22 protein-coding genes are annotated in these 17,788 nt (G+C 58.2%); 6 read left to right on the forward strand and 16 right to left on the reverse strand.

Annotation, left to right across the window (positions count from 1 at the left end):
- Positions 1-108 precede the first annotated feature (108 nt).
- The 6 genes from tsaA to rimO all read right to left on the reverse strand — a co-directional run bounded on the left by tsaA (position 109) and on the right by rimO (position 5,340).
- Positions 109-807, reverse strand: a complete 699-nt coding sequence (tsaA, locus tag ATI02_RS22330) for a tRNA (N6-threonylcarbamoyladenosine(37)-N6)-methyltransferase TrmO (RefSeq protein ID WP_100847379.1) — start codon at positions 805-807, stop codon at positions 109-111.
- 170 nt (positions 808-977) lie between these two features.
- Positions 978-1,748 (reverse strand): SDR family oxidoreductase, encoded by a 771-nt coding sequence (locus ATI02_RS22335; protein ID WP_100847380.1) that lies wholly within the window; start codon positions 1,746-1,748, stop codon positions 978-980.
- 129 nt (positions 1,749-1,877) lie between these two features.
- Complete coding sequence (locus ATI02_RS22340; RefSeq protein WP_095188903.1) at positions 1,878-2,348, reverse strand: YehS family protein; 471 nt, start codon at positions 2,346-2,348, stop codon at positions 1,878-1,880.
- Between the two features lie 72 nt (positions 2,349-2,420).
- Positions 2,421-3,131 (reverse strand): rRNA pseudouridine synthase, encoded by a 711-nt coding sequence (locus tag ATI02_RS22345; RefSeq protein ID WP_100847381.1) that lies wholly within the window; start codon positions 3,129-3,131, stop codon positions 2,421-2,423.
- A gap of 189 nt (positions 3,132-3,320) precedes the next feature.
- On the reverse strand, positions 3,321-3,794 hold the full coding sequence (locus tag ATI02_RS22350; RefSeq protein WP_100847382.1) for a GNAT family N-acetyltransferase: 474 nt from the start codon (positions 3,792-3,794) through the stop codon (positions 3,321-3,323).
- A 220-nt stretch (positions 3,795-4,014) separates the two neighbouring features.
- On the reverse strand, positions 4,015-5,340 hold the full coding sequence (rimO, locus tag ATI02_RS22360; RefSeq protein ID WP_167394920.1) for a 30S ribosomal protein S12 methylthiotransferase RimO: 1,326 nt from the start codon (positions 5,338-5,340) through the stop codon (positions 4,015-4,017).
- Between the two features lie 38 nt (positions 5,341-5,378).
- On the opposite strand from rimO, the gene ATI02_RS22365 reads away from it, so the two are divergent.
- Entirely contained in the window at positions 5,379-6,995 is a 1,617-nt protein-coding gene (locus ATI02_RS22365) for a recombinase family protein (protein ID WP_100847384.1), read from the forward strand.
- A gap of 68 nt (positions 6,996-7,063) precedes the next feature.
- Here the strand turns inward: ATI02_RS22365 and ATI02_RS32110 are convergent, their stop codons facing one another.
- The 10 genes from ATI02_RS32110 to ATI02_RS22410 all read right to left on the reverse strand — a co-directional run bounded on the left by ATI02_RS32110 (position 7,064) and on the right by ATI02_RS22410 (position 13,716).
- Complete coding sequence (locus ATI02_RS32110) at positions 7,064-7,705, reverse strand: hypothetical protein (protein WP_146166081.1); 642 nt, start codon at positions 7,703-7,705, stop codon at positions 7,064-7,066.
- 25 nt (positions 7,706-7,730) lie between these two features.
- Complete coding sequence (locus ATI02_RS22370) at positions 7,731-7,997, reverse strand: hypothetical protein (RefSeq protein ID WP_100847385.1); 267 nt, start codon at positions 7,995-7,997, stop codon at positions 7,731-7,733.
- A 58-nt stretch (positions 7,998-8,055) separates the two neighbouring features.
- Positions 8,056-9,858: a DNA cytosine methyltransferase gene (locus tag ATI02_RS22375; protein ID WP_100847386.1), complete on the reverse strand. Its 1,803-nt coding sequence runs from the start codon at positions 9,856-9,858 to the stop codon at positions 8,056-8,058.
- Complete coding sequence (locus ATI02_RS22380) at positions 9,851-10,189, reverse strand: hypothetical protein (protein WP_238156198.1); 339 nt, start codon at positions 10,187-10,189, stop codon at positions 9,851-9,853. The genes ATI02_RS22375 and ATI02_RS22380 overlap by 8 nt, the downstream gene beginning before the upstream one ends.
- Complete coding sequence (locus tag ATI02_RS22385; RefSeq protein WP_100847387.1) at positions 10,186-10,728, reverse strand: phosphohydrolase; 543 nt, start codon at positions 10,726-10,728, stop codon at positions 10,186-10,188. Before ATI02_RS22385 ends, ATI02_RS22380 begins: the two co-directional genes overlap by 4 nt.
- On the reverse strand, positions 10,725-11,264 hold the full coding sequence (locus tag ATI02_RS22390) for a hypothetical protein (RefSeq protein WP_338110236.1): 540 nt from the start codon (positions 11,262-11,264) through the stop codon (positions 10,725-10,727). The genes ATI02_RS22385 and ATI02_RS22390 overlap by 4 nt, the downstream gene beginning before the upstream one ends.
- 55 nt (positions 11,265-11,319) lie before the next feature.
- Positions 11,320-11,637 (reverse strand): pyocin activator PrtN family protein, encoded by a 318-nt coding sequence (locus ATI02_RS22395; protein WP_038362343.1) that lies wholly within the window; start codon positions 11,635-11,637, stop codon positions 11,320-11,322.
- 158 nt (positions 11,638-11,795) lie between these two features.
- Positions 11,796-12,077: a phage antirepressor KilAC domain-containing protein gene (locus ATI02_RS22400; RefSeq protein WP_100847388.1), complete on the reverse strand. Its 282-nt coding sequence runs from the start codon at positions 12,075-12,077 to the stop codon at positions 11,796-11,798.
- 10 nt (positions 12,078-12,087) lie between these two features.
- Positions 12,088-12,678: a hypothetical protein gene (locus ATI02_RS22405; protein ID WP_100847389.1), complete on the reverse strand. Its 591-nt coding sequence runs from the start codon at positions 12,676-12,678 to the stop codon at positions 12,088-12,090.
- A gap of 258 nt (positions 12,679-12,936) precedes the next feature.
- Positions 12,937-13,716: an XRE family transcriptional regulator gene (locus ATI02_RS22410; protein WP_100847390.1), complete on the reverse strand. Its 780-nt coding sequence runs from the start codon at positions 13,714-13,716 to the stop codon at positions 12,937-12,939.
- 155 nt (positions 13,717-13,871) lie between these two features.
- Here ATI02_RS22410 and ATI02_RS22415 point away from each other — a divergent pair, with 155 nt between their 5' ends.
- The 5 genes from ATI02_RS22415 to ATI02_RS22435 all read left to right on the forward strand — a co-directional run bounded on the left by ATI02_RS22415 (position 13,872) and on the right by ATI02_RS22435 (position 17,733).
- Complete coding sequence (locus ATI02_RS22415) at positions 13,872-14,096, forward strand: transcriptional regulator (RefSeq protein ID WP_157815146.1); 225 nt, start codon at positions 13,872-13,874, stop codon at positions 14,094-14,096.
- Positions 14,097-14,430: 334 nt separating this feature from the next.
- Positions 14,431-14,949 carry a phage regulatory CII family protein gene (locus ATI02_RS22420; protein WP_167394889.1) on the forward strand — a complete coding sequence of 173 codons (519 nt, stop codon included), beginning with the start codon at positions 14,431-14,433 and terminating at the stop codon, positions 14,947-14,949.
- Positions 14,942-15,172, forward strand: a complete 231-nt coding sequence (locus ATI02_RS22425; RefSeq protein WP_100847393.1) for a TraR/DksA family transcriptional regulator — start codon at positions 14,942-14,944, stop codon at positions 15,170-15,172. Before ATI02_RS22420 ends, ATI02_RS22425 begins: the two co-directional genes overlap by 8 nt.
- Positions 15,162-17,381 (forward strand): VapE domain-containing protein, encoded by a 2,220-nt coding sequence (locus ATI02_RS22430; protein WP_100847394.1) that lies wholly within the window; start codon positions 15,162-15,164, stop codon positions 17,379-17,381. The genes ATI02_RS22425 and ATI02_RS22430 overlap by 11 nt, the downstream gene beginning before the upstream one ends.
- Positions 17,374-17,733 carry a PA0613 family protein gene (locus ATI02_RS22435; RefSeq protein WP_100847395.1) on the forward strand — a complete coding sequence of 120 codons (360 nt, stop codon included), beginning with the start codon at positions 17,374-17,376 and terminating at the stop codon, positions 17,731-17,733. The genes ATI02_RS22430 and ATI02_RS22435 overlap by 8 nt, the downstream gene beginning before the upstream one ends.
- The last annotated feature ends 55 nt before the right edge of the window (positions 17,734-17,788 follow it).

Consider the following 17,788-nt stretch of genomic DNA (forward strand, 5'->3'; position numbering starts at 1 on the left):
CGACATTCACCTGTAGGAGCTGCCGCAGGCTGCGATCTTTTGATCTTGCTTTTGAAGAGCAAAATCAAAAGATCGCAGCCTGCGGCAGCTCCTACATTGGGTGCGGGTTCAGGCGTTGGCGGGGATGACTTCGAGGACGCGAATCTGTTCAGGCGTCGGGTAATGCCAGCGCACATCCAGGTCCCAGAACTGCGCACCGTACTCACGTTCCGGCGCCGGGGTCTGATAGGCCGGGCGCGGATCCTGGGCCAGGCATTGCTCGATCAACTCAACCAGTGGCTCGGCAAGGCGTTGGGCGTGGGTGTGCGCCTGTTGCAACGCTGAATCCGTCCACTGCACGTCAATCAACTGCGGCGCTGCGCTGGCGATGCTGTTGGAGGCGCTGGTGATGATGTCGGCGTAAGGCACGTAGGGTTTGATGTCGAGAATTGGCGTGCCGTCGAGCAAGTCGATGCCGGAGATGAACAGACGATTGGCTTCAACCTTGTCCAGTTTCACCACGGATTGGCCGATGCCATTCGGGCGGTGGGTGGCGCGGGTAGCGAACACGCCCATGGACTTGTTGCCACCCAGGCGGGGAGGGCGGACTTTCAGGCGCGGTTTTTCTTCCAGCGCCTGATGGAAGAGGAACAGCAGCCAGACATGACTGACCTGCTCCAGACCCTGCACGGCGTCACCCTGATCGAACGGCGCTACCAGTTCCAGCACGCCACGCGCGGCAGGGGCCAGTTGCGGCTGGCGGGGGATGGCGAACTTCTCCTTGAAGCAGGAGCGCACGAAGCCGATGGGGGAGACGCTGTAAGTCATGGTTGAGAGTCAGAAGCGGGATCAGGGCGGGCATGATAACCCGGCGGGCCCCAAGACTGGTGGTAGCAGGACCGGCCTCTTCGCGAGCAGGCTCGCTCCCACAGTTGACCTGTGTCGTAAACAAAATTCCTGTGGGAGCGAGCCTGCTCGCGAAGGCCGCGCCGCCAATCTCAGAGGCTGAACCCACCATCCAGCGGAATAATATTCCCGGTCATATAAGCCCCCGCCGTACTCGCCAGACTGATTGCCAGCGCCGCCATCTTTTCCTCACGCCCCCAACGCTTCATCGGGATCAGCGCCGTGTCCTCGGCCAGTGCCTGCTGATCATTGCCGATGTGCTGGGTCATCTTGCTCGGAAACCGCCCCGGGGCGATGACATTGACGTTGATGTGCTGGCTCACCAGTTCCCGCGCGAGAATCCGTGACAGTTGATGCAATGCCGCTTTGCTCGGCCCGTAGGCATACGCCTGTTCGCCGAACGAAGAAATCCCCGCCACCGAACCGATGTTGATGATCCGCGCCGGATTCGCCGCCGACCCGGCTTTGCGCAGCAATGGCAGAAACTGCTGAATGCAACTGAACACTGACGTCACGTTGAGCTGCATGACCTTTTCCCAGCCCTTGACCGGATAGCTCTCCAGCGGCGCGCCCCACGTGGTGCCGGCGTTGTTCACGAGGATATCCAGATGGGTGATCTGCTCGCCCAAGCGCGCGGCCAGTTCCTGCACGCCTTCTTCCGTCGCCAGATTCGCCGCCACGCCGTGGCAAGTGCCCAAGGCACTGAGTTCTTGCGCCGTTTGATGACAGGCTTCGGCGTCTCGGGAGCAGACATAGACACTGGCGCCAGCCTCGACAAAGGCCTTGGCGATCATTTTGCCGATACCACGGGTGCCGCCGGTCACCAGAGCGGTGCGGCCTTGCAGGGAAAAGTACGGGTGCATGGCGAATCCTGAGGGCTAGGGGTCAATACACCCTAGTCGCCAGCCGCAAAAAACGGAGCCACTATTTTCGAAGGGAATGAACGGTCATGCGCTGCGGTGGCGACCATCAGTCGCCACCGCAGAAGGGCATCAGTCCGGACGAACGCGCAGGGTCAGACCCTTGAGGAAGTTGCGCAGCAACTGATCGCCGCACGGGCGGTAGTTGGTGTGGCCGACCTTGCGGAACAGCGCGCTCAGCTCAGGTTTGGACACCGGAAACTCGGCCGCCTTGAGGATCGCGTGCATGTCGTCTTCTTTCAGTTCGAAGGCCACGCGCAGCTTTTTCAGGATGATGTTGTTGGTCACCGGCACCTCGATCGGCTGCGGCGGACGGCTTTCGTCCTTGCCACGCTTGAAGATCACCAGGCCATCGAGGAAGTGTGCGATGACTTCGTCCGGGCAGCGCACGAAACCTTCTTCGTCTTCTTCTTTCTTGTCGAGCCAGGTGATCACGTCGGCGAGGGTCACGTCCATGCCGCCGAGTTTGATGATCTCGATAACCTTCTTGTCGCTGATGTCGAGCATGTAGCGCACGCTGCGCAATACGTCGTTATGAACCATGTCGGTAATCCTGATAAGCGTTGTGGGCAACGCGCGGGCGCGCTGCCGGAATGTGTGGCGGCAATGGAAGCGTCAGAACTTCTCTTTGCCGGACAGGTAGCGCCATTGGCCGACCGGTACTTTGCCAATCGAGACGCCGCCGATGCGGATGCGGCGGATGCCGACAACCTTCAGGCCAACCGCTTCGCAGAACTGGGCGATGATGCCTGGTTGCGGGTTTTTCATGGCGAAGCGCAGGCGGTTTTCGTTCTGCCAACTGGCCTTGACCGGCGGCAGCTCCTTGCCCTTGTGGGTCAGGCCGTGCTGCAAACGGTTGAGGCCGTGGGCGACCATGTCACCTTCGACTTCAACGATGTATTCCTGCTCGATCTTGGCCGAATCGGCGGTGAGCTTGCGCAGAATCTTCCAGTCCTGAGTGAACACCAGCAGGCCGCTGGCCTTGGCCTGCAGGTCGGTGCTGGCGGTCAGGCGCAGGAAGTGGCCACGCAACGGGCGTTTGCTGTAGCGATGTTCTTCGCTGAGGGTTTCGGCGCTCAGGGTTTGCATCGCGCTGTCCGCATCCATGCCCGCCGGCACGTTGAGCAGAATGGTCACCGGCTCCGGCGCGGTGGCCTTGGCGTCCTTGTCGAGCTCGACCTTCTGGTCGCCTACCTTGAATTGCGGCTCGTCGATGACTTCGCCGTCCACGGTGACCCAGCCGCCCTCGATGAACAGCTCGGCCTCGCGGCGGGAGCAACCCACCAGTTCGATGAGGCGTTTGGAGAGGCGAATCGGGTCAGTCATGACAGGGCCGTAACAAAAAAGGGGTGGGCATTGTACCTGTGTGGCGCCGGTTAAGCCCGGTTCCATTTACAGGCTGTTCGCTTTACCTGTGGGAGCTGGCTTGCCAGCGATGGCATCACCTCGGTATTTCTTGCAGACCGCAGCGCCCGCATCGCTGGCAAGCCAGCTCCCACAGGGTTTTATGGTGTGTCAGCCATTGCTGGTGCGCTGCTGGTTCTGCCGCAAGCGCATGTGCAGCAACGGATACGGCTGGCCCATGCCATCGACCTCCGAACGGCCGATGACCTCGAATCCTTGCTTGAAGTAAAACCCCAGCGCCTGCGGGTTCTGTTCGTTCACATCCAGTTCATCGGCGTTCAGATGCTGCAGGGCGTAATTGAGCAGCGTTTTACCCAGGCCCTGGCCGCGACGGTCGGGGTCGATAAAGAGCATTTCAATCTTGCCTGCCGCAACGCCGGCGAAGCCGGTGATGCGTTGCTCGCGATCCTTGGTGCAGATCAGCATCACCGAGTCGAGGTAGCGGGTCAGCACCAGCTTGCGCAACAACTCGATGTAGCTGTCCGGCAGAAAATCATGGGTCGCACGGACCGAGGCCTCCCAGACCCGGGTCAGTTCCTGATAATCGCTGAGTTTCGGCGTGTGGATGACCGAATGGTGACGCATGCCCGTCTGCCTCTTGTCCGTTTAAAGGGAGTCCGTCCCCCGCTAAACGATAGCCGTAAAAAAGCCCCGCATCTCGTAAAAAGAACGGGGCCTTTGAATACAACACTATTCCCCTTGTGGGAGCGAGTTTGCTCGCGAAGGCGTTGTGTCAGTCGACATCTCGGGTGACTGATCCAGCGCTGTCGCGAGCAAGCCCGCTCCCACAGGTACTGGGTGATGCTTAGATTTGCTCAGCCCACAGATCATATTCGTCAGCGTCAGTCACTTTGCACCAGACCTTGTCGCCCGGCTTCAGATTGCTGCCATTGTCGATAAACACGTTGCCGTCGATTTCCGGGGCGTCGAAGAAGCAGCGGCCCACCGCGCCTTGCTCGTCGACTTCGTCCACCAGCACTTCGATTTCACGGCCGATGCGCATTTGCAGGCGTGCCGAGCTGATCGCTTGCTGGTGCGCCATGAAGCGATCCCAACGATCCTGCTTGACGTCGTCCGGAACGATCTCCAGATCGAGATCATTGGCAGGAGCGCCATCTACCGGCGAGTACTGGAAGCAGCCGACGCGGTCGAGCTGGGCTTCGGTCAGCCAGTTCAACAGGTACTGGAAGTCTTCTTCGGTTTCGCCCGGGAAGCCGACGATGAAGGTCGAACGGATGATCAGATCCGGGCAGATTTCGCGCCAGTTCTTGATCCGCGCCAGGGTTTTGTCTTCGAACGCCGGGCGTTTCATCGACTTCAACACTTTCGGGCTGGCGTGCTGGAACGGGATGTCCAGGTACGGCAGGATCTTGCCGGCGGCCATCAACGGAATCAGCTCGTCAACGTGCGGGTACGGGTAAACGTAGTGCAGACGCACCCAGACGCCGAGGGTGCTCAGCGCTTCGCAGAGTTCGGTCATGCGGGTTTTCACCGGCGCGCCGTTCCAGAAGCCGGTGCGGTATTTCACGTCAACGCCGTAAGCGCTGGTGTCTTGCGAAATCACCAGCAACTCTTTAACGCCGGATTTGACCAGACGCTGAGCTTCATCGAGCACATCGCCGACCGGACGGCTGACCAGTTTGCCGCGCATCGACGGGATGATGCAGAACGAGCAGCTGTGGTTGCAGCCTTCGGAAATCTTCAGGTACGCGTAGTGGCGCGGGGTCAGCTTGATGCCTTGCGGCGGTACCAGGTCGATCAGCGGGTTGTGATCCTTACGCGGCGGCACCACTTCGTGCACAGCGTTGACCACTTGCTCGTACTGCTGCGGACCGGTTACGGCCAGGACGCTTGGGTGCACGTTGCGGATGTTGCCTTCTTCCACGCCCATGCAACCGGTGACGATGACCTTGCCGTTTTCCTTGATCGCTTCGCCGATCACTTCCAAAGACTCAGCCTTGGCCGAATCGATGAAACCGCAGGTGTTGACGACCACAACGTCGGCGTCCTGATAGGTGGACACCACGTCATAGCCTTCCATGCGCAGCTGGGTCAGGATGCGCTCGGAGTCGACCAGTGCTTTCGGGCACCCCAACGATATCATACCTACACGCGGGGCTTTCTCTGTCATCATTATAGGTAGATCCTCATCAGGGCTTATTTTTTCTAATGGCAAAAAACGGTGCGCGAGTATACAGCTATTTACGCTTCTCAGACCCTCGGCAGGCGACCGGTAGTAGCGCTGATCGTCAGCTTCAGTACGCCCAGCGCTGGGCGGCCGAGAAGGGGTTAGCACTGGATGAGTCCTTATCTCTGAGGGATGAAGGGCTATCCGCCTATCACCAGCGTCACGTCAAGCAGGGTGCCTTGGGCGTGTTTCTTCAGGCGGTCGAGGATGGCCGAATCGCTGACGGATCAGTCCTGGTCGTTGAGGGACTGGACCGACTGAGTCGGGCCGAGCCCATTCAGGCCCAGGCGCAGTTGGCTCAGATCATCAACGCCGGCATCACCGTGGTCACTGCCAGTGACGGCCGGGAATACAACCGAGCTGGTTTGAAGGCACAGCCGATGGACCTGGTGTATTCGCTGTTGGTGATGATCCGTGCGCACGAAGAATCAGACACCAAATCAAAGCGTGTGAAAGCCGCAATTCGCCGGCAGTGCGAAGGGTGGATTGCTGGCACTTACCGGGGCATTATCCGAAACGGCAAAGATCCGCAGTGGTTGCATTGGGATGGCCAGGTATTCCAGCTGTTACCAGAGCGTGTCGAGGGTGTGCGCCTGGTGATCGAGCTGTTCCGCCAGGGCTATGGTTCGGTTCGTATTATTCGAGAATTGACTGAACGCGGTTTGTCCGTCACCACGAAAGGCATCACAGCCTTGCAGGTGCACAGGCTTGTCCGGCTGCCGGCACTGATGGGCGTGAAGGTGCTGGAGCTGGACGGTGAAACGTATCGGCTGGAAGGATACTACCCGTCGATATTGACCGCCGATGAATTCGCCGATCTATCGCTTCTCGTTGAGAGCCGTGTCAGGCGCAAGGGTAAGGGGGAAATCCCCGGTCTCGTTACCGGTTTAGGGATCACTTATTGCGGATACTGCGGTACGGCTGTTGTTGGGCAGAACGTTATGCACCGGGCCAAAGCTGACGGGAGTTTGTCTGATGGTCATCGGCGTTTGATCTGTGTGGGGTATTCACATAACAAGGGTTGTCCTGTCGGTGGTAGTTGCAGTGTCGTGCCTATAGAGAAAGCGTTGATGAGCTATTGCACCGACCGTATGAACCTCAGCAGCCTGTTGGAAGGTAATGACCAGTCGCAATTGATACAAGCACGGCTGGTGGCTGCAAAGAGCGAAGCGGCAAATATCGAGCAGCAACTGGAGCGGGTTAGTGAGGCGCTGCTGGCGGCCGAAGGTGGTGCGGCGCCGCTGGTATTCGTCCGTAAGGCTCGCGAACTTGAAGATCTGCTTTCTGCAAAGCAAAAAGATATAGCTCAGGCCGAGCGCGAACTGGTAGCGGTATCAAACCGTGACCAGCCTGGGCTTTCTGAGGCGTGGGCAGAGTTGTCCTCAGGTGTTGAGATGATGGACTTCGATGCAAGGATGAAAGTGCGGCACTTGGTAAGAGATACTTTCGAACGAATAGTTGTCTACCACCACGGGATGCAGGCAACTGCACGGGATGGAAATGTGATCGACTTATTGTTGGTCGGGAAAGGTGGCCAGCCCCGGTTGCTTCGTATTGATCGAAAAACAGGGGAGTGGCGAGCAGGGATGGGGGCTTAATTTAATACCCCCTCCTACTGCTTGGTTAAGTATTGATATTGCTTTATTGGTGCGGCAGTCGGGGAAGTTTATGTTTTGCTGACTGCTCGCCATCCTTTCCACTGTTCTACAGGTTTGGTTTCCTTAAATAAGGAGTAGAGGCCTCTTTGAGCTCGGCACCATGGATGGCTTTCAGGCGGGCGCCATTTCACGTCATCATCAGCAAATAAGTGACTATTCTCGCGGACAAAATTGCTGAGATTTTTGAAGGTTAGAGTGACCCTGCTGGGTGTCAAAACCGTATACGTTTTGGACCGAGCATTATGTTCAGCTGCGGCACTAAGGCCATCCATGCGCTGAGGCCTTCCCTTCATTCTCTTGCTTGCAAGTGCTGCCCGCTTAGCGACGACCTCAGGGCGCTTTGCTCCTTCCCGCATAGCGTGAATAGTTGCTTCTGGTGGGAGTTTTAATCTCCCCTCTTCGTGTGCTTTTAATAGTCCTCGCTTAATGCTTTCTCGGTGAACTGGAGAAAGCGCCCGACCAGTAAGCATCGATATTCCGGATTTTTTTAGACCCAGCGATAGTGCCTTTCGGGTTAATTGTGGAACAGTGCATCCAATTTCTAGGGCTAAATTCTTGTTCACCGTGAATGCAAATTTCTCCGTCATCAGCCCGATTTGGGCCTCAGTCCATACCCAAGTCGGGCGTTTAATCCCTCTACTTTTCGTCATGTTCATGCTCCGGATTGGGGTGTATCTAGGCGGCTTTTTCTTGGGCTAGCGGAACAGGTTTGCTTAGTACCCGAAGATGGCCTTGGCCAATCCAGAAGTTGTGTTGCACTTGGATACACACGTTCCAGGCTTCCTGCGCGACATGGTTCCCGGCGTCGACAATGTTGCCCTCGTCGTCGACCAGGGCCATGCGGAGCTTTTTCCCGTCGTGGGTTATGCAGGTGAACCCTTCATGAGATACGCCGCTGATAGTTGCGGTAGGCAGCGTGTCGGTTTTGGCGTCGAAAATCATTATGCTGCCTCCAGTTTCATGATCGGCTCCCAGCTCGACTCGTTGACATTGTGAGTTCTCATGCCTGAGCCTCCTGCTGTGCCACGCTCAGTCCTACTGCGACCGGGCGCACCCAGATCGGCATGCTGTTGAGCATGAAGGTTTCGCCGGCAGCGGCCAGCAGTAGGGTGGTGCCCATCACATGGGCGATTGCTTCGGCTGCGGCCGGCGGTACCGCGTTGCCGATCCGCTCGCGCCATGCCTGATCGCTCAAACCGTCCAGCTCGAACTGTTCTTCTGGTTCGACCAGACTCTGCAGCGCGGCCAGTTCCAGCGTGGTGAATGGTCGGTGCCAGGTGCCGTCGAGACTTTCAATCACGCAGGTCAACCGGTCATTAGCTTCCGGCATGCGGGGATCAGCGACTGACCAGCGTCCGTTGTCCTGCTTGGCACTGGCCGATACGGCGCCGCACTGCTCTTTCCAGCCGACAACGCCGTAGTGGCCACCAGTCAGGTAGGCGTCACCCTTGACACGCTTCATGCCGGGGCGGGGATCTGCGATCGACAACGCGCCACTGGCTACCTGCTGCGATCCGGTGACAGTCCCAGCAGTTTTATCCCATGGACAAACACCCAGCTTCCGGCTGCTCGCTCCCGGGTGCCAGTTGTGATACCGGGGATCCTGCACGGCAAAGGCGCCTTGCCCAGTGGTACTGCCGGCGATCACCGTTCCGGCGGCGTTGTCGAATGGCGTTACCAGATACTTGCCGAAGCCATCACCAGGCCGGCGAGGATCAGCAACGCTGAAGGTCCCTTGCCCGGGCGACTTGACACCGATTACCGCGCCGCTGGTTTCGTCCCATTTGCGGACGCCGTACTGCTGGTATTGCAGGGCGCCGGCTTTGGCGCGTGGATCGGCAACAGAGAACGCTCCGTTTGTTGGGCTGCTCCGACCAGCAACGGTGCCGGCGGTGTCTTGCCATTCATGCACGCCGAGGTATCCGGCGCGATACTCAGGAACGATCACCAAGTCACGCAGGTAACCGTCCTCTATCGCCAAGTCGTTCAGGCTGCGCCAGTCCTTGCCGGCGGTGACCAGGGCGAGACGAACCCACGTTTTCCACTGGAGTGCTGGAACCCGGTGCATCGGGCCGGCGGCTTCGATATTGCCGGCGAGCGGCATACGTCCGAGGATCGAGCCGACAGACTGGAGCGTTTTCTTTTCCGGCTCGTACAGGAACGGCGGCACCTTCTCGATGTGGCGGGCCACCAGCAAGAAGCGCTTGCGGCTCTGAGCCAGGCCGCCGATGACGCCGCAATCGTGCGTGGTTTCGGCGACTGCGTATCCGTAGTGGTTCAGCAGCTTGTTGATCTGGTCCAGCAGGTGGCGGCCACGGGTGGCTAGGCGGGGCACGTTTTCGAAGACGATCAGCGATACCGGGTCGTCCTTCCACGCCTCACACATCAGCCAGATGCAGCGCAACGTTAGCTCGTTCAGAGCCTGGTACTTCGGCGTCAGGCTCATTGTTTCGGACAGCAAGCCCGAGGCGCCTTTGCAAGGGCTGGAAATGAACACAGCGTCCGGACGTTCGTTGCTGGCAGCGCGGCGCAGGTCGTCGGCGCTCGCCTCAGTCCAGCCGGAAGGCGGCTCTTTACCGTGGAAGCGGGTGTACTGGTCGCGGGTGAACAGATCCATCAGTGTTCCGGGAACACCGGAAAGACGGTGAAAGTCGCGCAGGCCGGCTGGGTCCACGTCGACGCCGCCGATGCATTGCCATTCGGCTTGGATATGCCCAACGATGGGCTTGGCCCGGTTGAAACCCTTAGCGCCGCCGCCGAGACCGCAGCACATGTGGAAGTGTTTGAGAACGCGCTTAAGCATTGGCGTTCTCCTCGACAATGACCGCTTGCGCTTGGCTCTCACTGGCTTCTATGTAGCTGCGCAGAACGTCTAGATCATTCGGCTGCGCCGTAGGGGTCTTATACCCCACAACAGGCTGCGCGGGCGGGCGTTTCTGAGCGTTTAGCGTTGCATCAGCGAGCGCTGCCCCGCGCAGCTTTTCGTGGGGTATAAGTGCTTCGGCAGTGGCGCTGGACGAAGCAATAATGCCTGCTGCTGCGCAGCAGAGACTGTTTTTTACAGGCGTGTCGATCCCACTGTCGTCGCGAAGCAAAGCGGCCTGCACCTGCGTGTTGTCCTGTGAGTGCGTCATGCCGCTTTCCTCCGATGTTCGATAGCAAGTTGATCCATCAGGCGCTGGTGGTAAGTGTTGCGCGCCTCTGCGGCAGACCACGGACGGATGGTTTCAACCATGGGTTCGATGCCGACCAAGCAATCCCAGATAGCCGGATCGGTTGGCATGAGGTCGCGACGTTCGGTGGCCAGCGCTATCAGGTCGGCCTGATGGATGCAGGTAGGGAGTTCTGGGGCGATGTCGAACCGGTCGCAAACGCGCCACCAAATGCAGTCCTCGAAGTGTTGGTAGGCGCTAATCCACTGCTTGAGTGGCCGTGTCATATCGCCCAAGTACGCCTCGGGAGCGTCATGGAGCAAGGCCACAAGTTTGTGTTCTTCTGGCACCAGGTCAGCGACGATGCAGCTGTGCTGAGCCACGCTGTAGAACTCGCGGGTGTGGCCGTTGAAGCGGCACAAATGAGCCAGCGAGTGTGCAATATCTCGCGGATCGATCATTTCGGCGTCCGGCTCAAGCAAATCAAAGCGCTTGCCGGTATGGGTGAGGATCCAGCTCATGCTGCACCTCTCGATTGCGCGGTGGTGGCAATGGCCTGGTGGTCTTGTTGGAAAAAAACGACAGCTTTCTCTGCATCGTCCGTGCTGAGAGGAATACGGAGAGGCACTATCTCAACCTTTGCATGGCCTGTTATTTCGGCGGGCGTCAGTAATTCGGCCATGGCAAGCGCCTCTTCGCGCAGGGCGCGGGTTTCGCGTTCGAGTTTTTTCCCCGTGCGGAAGGCGGCGAACGTATCAGCGGCAATGCGGAGCTTTTCGGCGATATCGAGCAGTGTCTGGCGTTCGGGATTGCCGAGCGTCAACGCTTGCTGAAGGCGTTTGCTGAATTGCGCCAAGTGTGCGTGGTTGGCCTTGATGAATTCGAGGGAGGCTCTTAACTCGCGAATGGTCTTGGCGCTTTCGGCGCGCAGGATGTCGTCGCTCTGTTTCATGCCAGCGGACATGCCGTCGGTACGGCCCATGATGTAGCCAGCCCAGACCAATAGTCCGGCCAGAATGATTAGGGCGATGAGTGCGCAGATTTGAATTGCAGTCATTTGGTTTGCTCCTGGTTCAGTGTCGGACTGGTGGTGGCAGTCCTTGGGGTAAGGCTTACTCGGTTGGCTCGTCTTGCTGACTCTGCATGTCTTCGTCGGCCTGGTAGGCGCGAATATCGATGAGCGATGCAACGTGTCGAATGTGGGCGTACTTGGGCGCTTTCCGACTTGAGTCCAGAGTGGTGATCGGAAGCTGGATCCGACCGCTGTTGATTTCAATCACAAACTTTTGCTCGTTGAGGTTGCGGAAATACTTCTCACGCACGGCCTCCAGCGGAATCAGCACATCACCGAAGGTGCGGTACAGCAGCTCGATGGTCGTGGATTCAGGAGCGGGGCGTAGCCGCAGTGGGGCTTGGGCTGCATTACTCATGGCTTTGTATAGCCTCCTTGCGTTTGCTTCTTGCTGGATGGTTCCAGGCGTTCAGGCAATGGCGTTTGGTCAATTCCCGCAGATGCTCGGGCACCTCAAGGAGCGCGGCATTGCGCTCCTCTCGTGTCCGCATTGCGATGATCTGTCGGGCGTATTCCCTAGGCCACGTCACGGCGGTCTGCCGGAATTTCAGGTAGGTCGATGCCTAGTTTTTCAGCCAGCCAGCGGATGCCGGCTTGCTTGACCCGGGTCGACTGGCTGTATTGCAAGCCGTACTTTTCGTCATACCAGGTGCCGTCCTTGACCCGCAGATACTCTTTGTCCCGTTTTGGGTAGGCCGGCAGGTTGCCCTTAAGCAGGTCTTTCTCCCGCATGAGTGCAATCAGTTTTGGACGTGTGAGGCCGAGTTGCGAGGCTGCTTGGGCGAGGGTACGTTCCATGTCGTCCACCTCATGCCGCATGTGCGGCAGGTGTTGCAGCGGCCGCGAGATGGTTGATGGACTCGATAACCATGAGGTAAATCTCGTCATCGGTGTCGCTCACGGTGAAGCATCGGGTGTTGGGGCTTTTGTTGCCGATGCTCAGGATGATGGTCGCCCCTAGGCGCGTGTGGGTGCGGTGAATGGCAACGTGCAGCGGGAGATCAAACCCCATGTCGAGGCTCTGCACGCCGCCAGTGCGCACCAGCTCAAGCACACGCTGCTTGTCTTGGGCTTCAAAGCGGCCGTATACACGGCTGGCATGCGGGAGATGAACCGGGTCGCTGCTATTGCTCGGATCGAACGGTCCGTTAGCGATCTCTTCAATGAAGTCGGCCAGCTTAAGGTGAGTTTTCTTGTCGCTTGGAAGGGTCAGCGTGTGACGCTCAGTCCCCAGCTCGACGCTGAATGCGGTCTCAGTTGCGCCCCGTTCTACTTTAAGGCGGAACGCAAGGCACTCGCGCGTGGGAGCGGTTCGTAGGACATGATTGAAGGTCTCGGTCAGATTGACCTGAGCTTTGAGCAACTGCAGGGTGCGGTTGTCGATTCTGTATTTGCTCATGCCGCGTGCCCTCCGCCATTTGGATCAAATGGAGAGGATTGGGGCTTGGCAATAAGCTTTGGTTTGTTGTTGTGAATGATGACCAGGCAGCCGCTGAAGGACTGCAGCTGCTCGATCATCTTCTTGTTACTGACGCACGCCGGATGGACGTGGAGGGTTGCATTGGTTCGCATAGGTTATGCCTCGCTCTGTGGTGTAAGAGTGAGGCGAAAATAACCTAGGTGTTAGATCGGTGCAACAACTTTGGTTTTAGGTGCTTTAATTTCTTGGTAACGGCGCGGCGTTGACGGGTCGAATGGTCGACCACCAGAAGACGCGACCTAACACCTTCATCTGTTGCTCTACGAATTGCTCGAACGTGTAAGTCTCGTCGGGATGTTCCGATTGGTTGTAGCTGATGAGCCTCAGTCCCCCTCCGTCTAGGCGCTCCAAAAACTTTATTCTCAGTGCGCCGTCTTGCTCAATGGCGTAAAGGTGGTCAGCAATAATCCGAGTCATTCCTCGGTCTATACCGACCGTAGCACCATGAAGAATCAGGGGTTCCTGGCTTCGGCCTGTTACGGGGGCGCACAAGGCATTTGCTGGGTCTACGCCACATTGGCGTAGCGTTGCTAGAGAGAAACGAAGAACACGTCCATATTCAGCTTGCACTGCAGTCCTTCCGGCTCCGGCAGAAATCTCGACCTGCTTAAAAAGAGGAATTTCAACCTCGTCGTCATTCAACGGCGTGTTGCTGTCCCACGATGAAACGGGGTCTAGAACGAGAGGCCCGGCAGGTTTCTCCTGGTGGCGCACGATTGATGTGACAGTCGCCGGCATATCACCGTTTTCGAGCCATGGCAGAGACAAATTCAATCCTCTAGCAATAGCGCCTGTTTTACGACTTTCCCTAGTCTGGCCGTCGACAATCTTGAAGATCGTTGCCTGAGAGCACCCCGACAGCTTTGCAACGTCAGTCTGGCTGAGGTTGAGCTGCTCCATGGCGTACTTGAGCCGATCTGCAAGTGTGGGGAGAAGTTCGATAGGTAAGTATTTCATTAGCTGATTCTACAACCGTGGTTGTGACCCGTCTTAGACTATTGGGTGTTGACTGTTCTATTACGAAGGTTGTAGATTGCGAGCCGTGATCAAATACATGGAGAGCTAGATCAATGACTTCCTGCAGTACAGATGCCGATTTGTGTCGAGAGGCCTTGGAAAAGGTCATCACGATTTGCGGCAACAACCAGTCAGAGCTTGCCCGTCGCTGTAACGTTAAGCAGCCCCATGTGTGGAAATGGATCAAGGCAGGTCGCGTTCCTACTGAACGCGTTCATTCGGTTGCGCGTGCGTCAGGCGGCAAGGTACTCCCGCACGAATTGCGCCCCGATTTACCTGATCTTTTCCCAGCACCACAATTTCCAGCAGTTGCTGCGTAAACATTAGAAAAAAGGCGACCCAAGGGTCGCCCAGTTCCTCCCGACACGCACCACCACAGCGCTGTCGGGCCGCGATAGGGGTTGGAGGGCAAACCAAATGCAAAACCCCCCACTCCTATCGCGTTTTCCAAGGCTCGGAAGCTTTGGTGTTGCTGCCTTTTCCACCACAGAGCTGGCAGCTGTTGCGCCTGGGGTGAACAACGGATTGTTCGCCCCGGCACGGTGCCGGTGTTGGTCATAGGGACCTCGCCGGCGTTTGGGCCTATCAAGCCACACGACAAATGTATCACTACTCTCTGTCGTGCGGCACTGGCAACATTCAAGGATTAATGCCATGAGCCGAATCGCTCTAAGTTCTGTAGATCGAGCCCAGCGGGAAGTCCTGCCGCTCGATCTTGCGCTTTACCACGCTGCACGCGACTACCCAGGCGGCGCCGCTGCTATCGCAGCCACCACTGGCCGAAACGCCACGACGTTGCAGCACAAGCTTTCCCCAACCCATCCAAGCCACACCGTGAACATCCAAGAGTTTGGCGAGATCCTGGAACTGACTAAGGATCGCCGCATTCTGGATGCGGTGCATGCGCTGGTCTGCGACACGATCTGGCAGGAACTGGCTGAGGCCTACACCAACGACATGCCCGAGACATTGACGACCGGCATCGCTGAGTATTTCCGGCAGGTGGCGGATCTTGCCGACACCTGGGCCAAGAGCATCGGTGACGGCGTCGTCTCCGATCAAGAGTTGGCAGCGATTCGCCTGCAGGTGTTCAGGGGGATCCAAGGGCTGCTCGGATTATTCAATCGCGCCACCTACGTCAACCAGACGACGCGAGGTGCTGACCATGGCTGACATCGCAGACTTCGCTAATGATCTGGTGCTAGAGCGCGTCGACCAAGCGCTCGCAGCACGTCGCATCGCCGCCAAACCTGCATTGGCGGCGCATTCGTTTCTGTTCTGCGAAGAGTGCGATGAGGCAATTCCGGAGGCGCGCCGTGTGGCGCAGCCTGGCTGCACGCATTGTGTGGATTGCCTTTCCCTCGCGGAATTGAAGGGAGCTCGTCATGCTCGATGAAGTGCTGGCTCAGTTCGCAGACTACGGCCTTGTACCTGCGCAGCCGCTGGTGTTCGGTAAGCTCACTCGTTGCAAGACGGCGCAGGATAAGGGCACCGAAAAGAACGGCTGGTACGTCGCCCATGAACATCGCACCGAGAAAGGCGAGACGCTTATTTTTGGTTCATTCGGCGATTGGCGTTCGGGCGAGACGCAGAAGATCAAGGTCAAGGCTGGTCGGATGTCACCCGAAGAGCGCGAGGTCATGCGCGCCCGTCAGGAAGAAGGCAAGCGTCGCGCTGCAGAGGTGGCAGCTAATGCGGCGCGTCGAGCGGCAAAGCGAGCGGACAGCTTGTTCCAGCGCATGCCGGAGAAAGGTCGTAGTGAGTATCTGGACCGCAAGCAGATTGTCGGTTTCCGGGTACGCTACGCGCCGCGTTCCGGGGCAGTCCTGGTTCCCATGAGCAATGCGCGGGACGATATCGTCGGGCTTCAGGTGATTTACCCGAGCAAACAGGAAGATACCGGTCGGGACAAGTCTTACTGGCCCTACGGGATGTCAAAAGAGGGTGCTTTCCACCTCATCGGTCCGGATGCCGATCCGGGTGATCCAGTGCTGGTATGTGAGGGCTACGCAACAGCCGCCAGCCTGCATATGGCGACTTCGCTGACCGTGGCGGTGGCATTCGACGCGGGTAACCTGCTGGCCGTGTGTAAGGCCATGCGCGAGCGGTTTGCCGGTTGCCCTCTGATCATTTGCAGGGACGATGACTGGAAGACTACGAAGCCAAACGGTGACGCTTGGAACCCCGGTGAAGAGAAGGCGAATAACGCGGCACTGATCGTCGGTGGCCAGGTGGTTGCGCCGATCTTCTCCAGCGAGAGGGAAGTGAAGTGGACCGACTTCAACGATCTGCATGTCGCCGAGGGTTTGGAGGCGGTGCGCCGTCAGGTGCTGGCCGTGGTCAAGCCGCCGGCTGCAGGTGGTTGGAAAGATCTACTAGCTCGCAGCGATAGCGGCGCTCTGATCGCACACATGCAGAACGTTGAATTGATATTGGCCAATGATCCACGTTGGGCTGGGGTCATCAGCTACAGCGCCTTCAGTTCGAAGCTCGTCAAACTGCGTGCGGCGCCATATGGCGGTGGCACGGGTGACTGGGCGGACATCGATGACGTGCGGGTGATGAAGTGGCTCGCGCAGCAGTACAACCTTCGGGTCAAGGCGTCCCATGTGATCGAGGCGGTCAGTGTGGTCGCACATGATCATGCGTTTCATCCGGTGCGGCAGTACCTGCGCAAGCTCGAATGGGATCGCGTGCCTCGTCTGGAAAGCTGGCTCACCGATGTTATGGGTGTGAAGGCCACCGACTACTCGTCCAAGGTTGGCAAGCGCTGGATGTTGTCGGCCGTGGCGCGAGTGATGAAGCCTGGCTGCAAGGCTGACTCGGTGATGATCCTTGAGGGTGCGCAGGGCGCTGGTAAGTCGACGGCGATGAGCATTCTCGGCGGCGAGTGGTTCATGGATACGCCGTTCGCCCTAGGCGACAAAGACGGCTTTCAGGCGATCCGGGGCAAGTGGATTGTCGAGCTGGGCGAGCTGGACAGCTTCAACAAGGCCGAGAGTACCAAGGCCAAGCAGTTTTTTTCGGCGTCCACCGACACTTACCGCGAGAGCTACGGCCGCAGAACAATGGACGTGCCACGCCAGTGTGTTTTCGTGGGTACCACGAACCAAGACGAGTACCTTAAGGATGCAACCGGTAACCGTCGTTACTGGCCGGTTGCGTGTACCAAAGTCGATCTGGAGTTGTTGAGATCGATCCGCGATCAGCTCTGGGCCGAGGCGGTGTTCTGCTATGACGCGGGTGACCTCTGGTGGGTGACGCTGGATGAGGCGGCATTGTTCGCGGAAGAGCAGGACGAGCGATTCGTAGTGGATGAATGGGAAACACCCATCTTGACCTGGTTGGAAGAGTCACAGATTGGTGAGACCACTACCGGCAGCGAGGTGCTGACGCAGGCTCTCAAGCTCGACCCTGGACATTGGGGTAAGCCAGAGCAGATGCGTGTCGGTGCCATCCTTCATCGGTTGGGCTGGAGACGTTACAGGCTCGGTGCGATGACCAAGAGTCGGCAGCGGTTGTGGGGCTACAAGAAGCCAGCGGACTGGGGGAAGGCGCCTGAATTGGAAGTAGACGTTGCCGAGGAGCTTTGTTTCGATGATTAAGGAGATCGATTCGTTGCTTCAATTATGGGCTCGGGAGTTGCACTCCGACCATTCGAAAGGCGGTCTGGCCGGTGGAAACATGGTCGCGATGATGATGGAGAGTAACGGCCAGTTAATCCGCGGGCGGCGTGCATTCCGTGCGCCGTTAGAGAGCTCGTTGGATATCGAGCTTATCGTGAACAAGCATCTCGCGCCCGAGCTGGTGACGGTTGTGCGGGAGCACTACTGCACCCTCGATGTTGACATGCGTTTGCGTTATGCGCACTGCGGCTGCGGGCGTGACACTTATTATCAGCGTCTTCATGAAGCGCATTTGGTTATCTGGGGTGTGTTGATGGGGGTGGCGGCTTGACCCCAGGCATGGCTCCGGCAGTTGCTGTCCCACCGGCCCGCCTTGTCCCACTATG

This window comes from Pseudomonas baetica, from assembly GCF_002813455.1.
GTDB lineage: Bacteria > Pseudomonadota > Gammaproteobacteria > Pseudomonadales > Pseudomonadaceae > Aquipseudomonas > Aquipseudomonas baetica.

Coding starts and splice junctions, on each gene's coding strand:
- tsaA (WP_100847379.1), bottom strand. CDS start 807: ATGACTTACAGCGTCTCCCCCATCGGCTTCGTGCGCTCCTGCTTCAAG.
- ATI02_RS22335 (WP_100847380.1), bottom strand. CDS start 1,748: ATGCACCCGTACTTTTCCCTGCAAGGCCGCACCGCTCTGGTGACCGGC.
- ATI02_RS22340 (WP_095188903.1), bottom strand. CDS start 2,348: ATGGTTCATAACGACGTATTGCGCAGCGTGCGCTACATGCTCGACATC.
- ATI02_RS22345 (WP_100847381.1), bottom strand. CDS start 3,131: ATGACTGACCCGATTCGCCTCTCCAAACGCCTCATCGAACTGGTGGGT.
- ATI02_RS22350 (WP_100847382.1), bottom strand. CDS start 3,794: ATGCGTCACCATTCGGTCATCCACACGCCGAAACTCAGCGATTATCAG.
- rimO (WP_167394920.1), bottom strand. CDS start 5,340: ATGACAGAGAAAGCCCCGCGTGTAGGTATGATATCGTTGGGGTGCCCG.
- ATI02_RS22365 (WP_100847384.1), top strand. CDS start 5,379: ATGGCAAAAAACGGTGCGCGAGTATACAGCTATTTACGCTTCTCAGAC.
- ATI02_RS32110 (WP_146166081.1), bottom strand. CDS start 7,705: ATGACGAAAAGTAGAGGGATTAAACGCCCGACTTGGGTATGGACTGAG.
- ATI02_RS22370 (WP_100847385.1), bottom strand. CDS start 7,997: ATGATTTTCGACGCCAAAACCGACACGCTGCCTACCGCAACTATCAGC.
- ATI02_RS22375 (WP_100847386.1), bottom strand. CDS start 9,858: ATGCTTAAGCGCGTTCTCAAACACTTCCACATGTGCTGCGGTCTCGGC.
- ATI02_RS22380 (WP_238156198.1), bottom strand. CDS start 10,189: ATGACGCACTCACAGGACAACACGCAGGTGCAGGCCGCTTTGCTTCGC.
- ATI02_RS22385 (WP_100847387.1), bottom strand. CDS start 10,728: ATGAGCTGGATCCTCACCCATACCGGCAAGCGCTTTGATTTGCTTGAG.
- ATI02_RS22390 (WP_338110236.1), bottom strand. CDS start 11,264: ATGACTGCAATTCAAATCTGCGCACTCATCGCCCTAATCATTCTGGCC.
- ATI02_RS22395 (WP_038362343.1), bottom strand. CDS start 11,637: ATGAGTAATGCAGCCCAAGCCCCACTGCGGCTACGCCCCGCTCCTGAA.
- ATI02_RS22400 (WP_100847388.1), bottom strand. CDS start 12,077: ATGGAACGTACCCTCGCCCAAGCAGCCTCGCAACTCGGCCTCACACGT.
- ATI02_RS22405 (WP_100847389.1), bottom strand. CDS start 12,678: ATGAGCAAATACAGAATCGACAACCGCACCCTGCAGTTGCTCAAAGCT.
- ATI02_RS22410 (WP_100847390.1), bottom strand. CDS start 13,716: ATGAAATACTTACCTATCGAACTTCTCCCCACACTTGCAGATCGGCTC.
- ATI02_RS22420 (WP_167394889.1), top strand. CDS start 14,431: ATGAGCCGAATCGCTCTAAGTTCTGTAGATCGAGCCCAGCGGGAAGTC.
- ATI02_RS22425 (WP_100847393.1), top strand. CDS start 14,942: ATGGCTGACATCGCAGACTTCGCTAATGATCTGGTGCTAGAGCGCGTC.
- ATI02_RS22430 (WP_100847394.1), top strand. CDS start 15,162: ATGCTCGATGAAGTGCTGGCTCAGTTCGCAGACTACGGCCTTGTACCT.
- ATI02_RS22435 (WP_100847395.1), top strand. CDS start 17,374: ATGATTAAGGAGATCGATTCGTTGCTTCAATTATGGGCTCGGGAGTTG.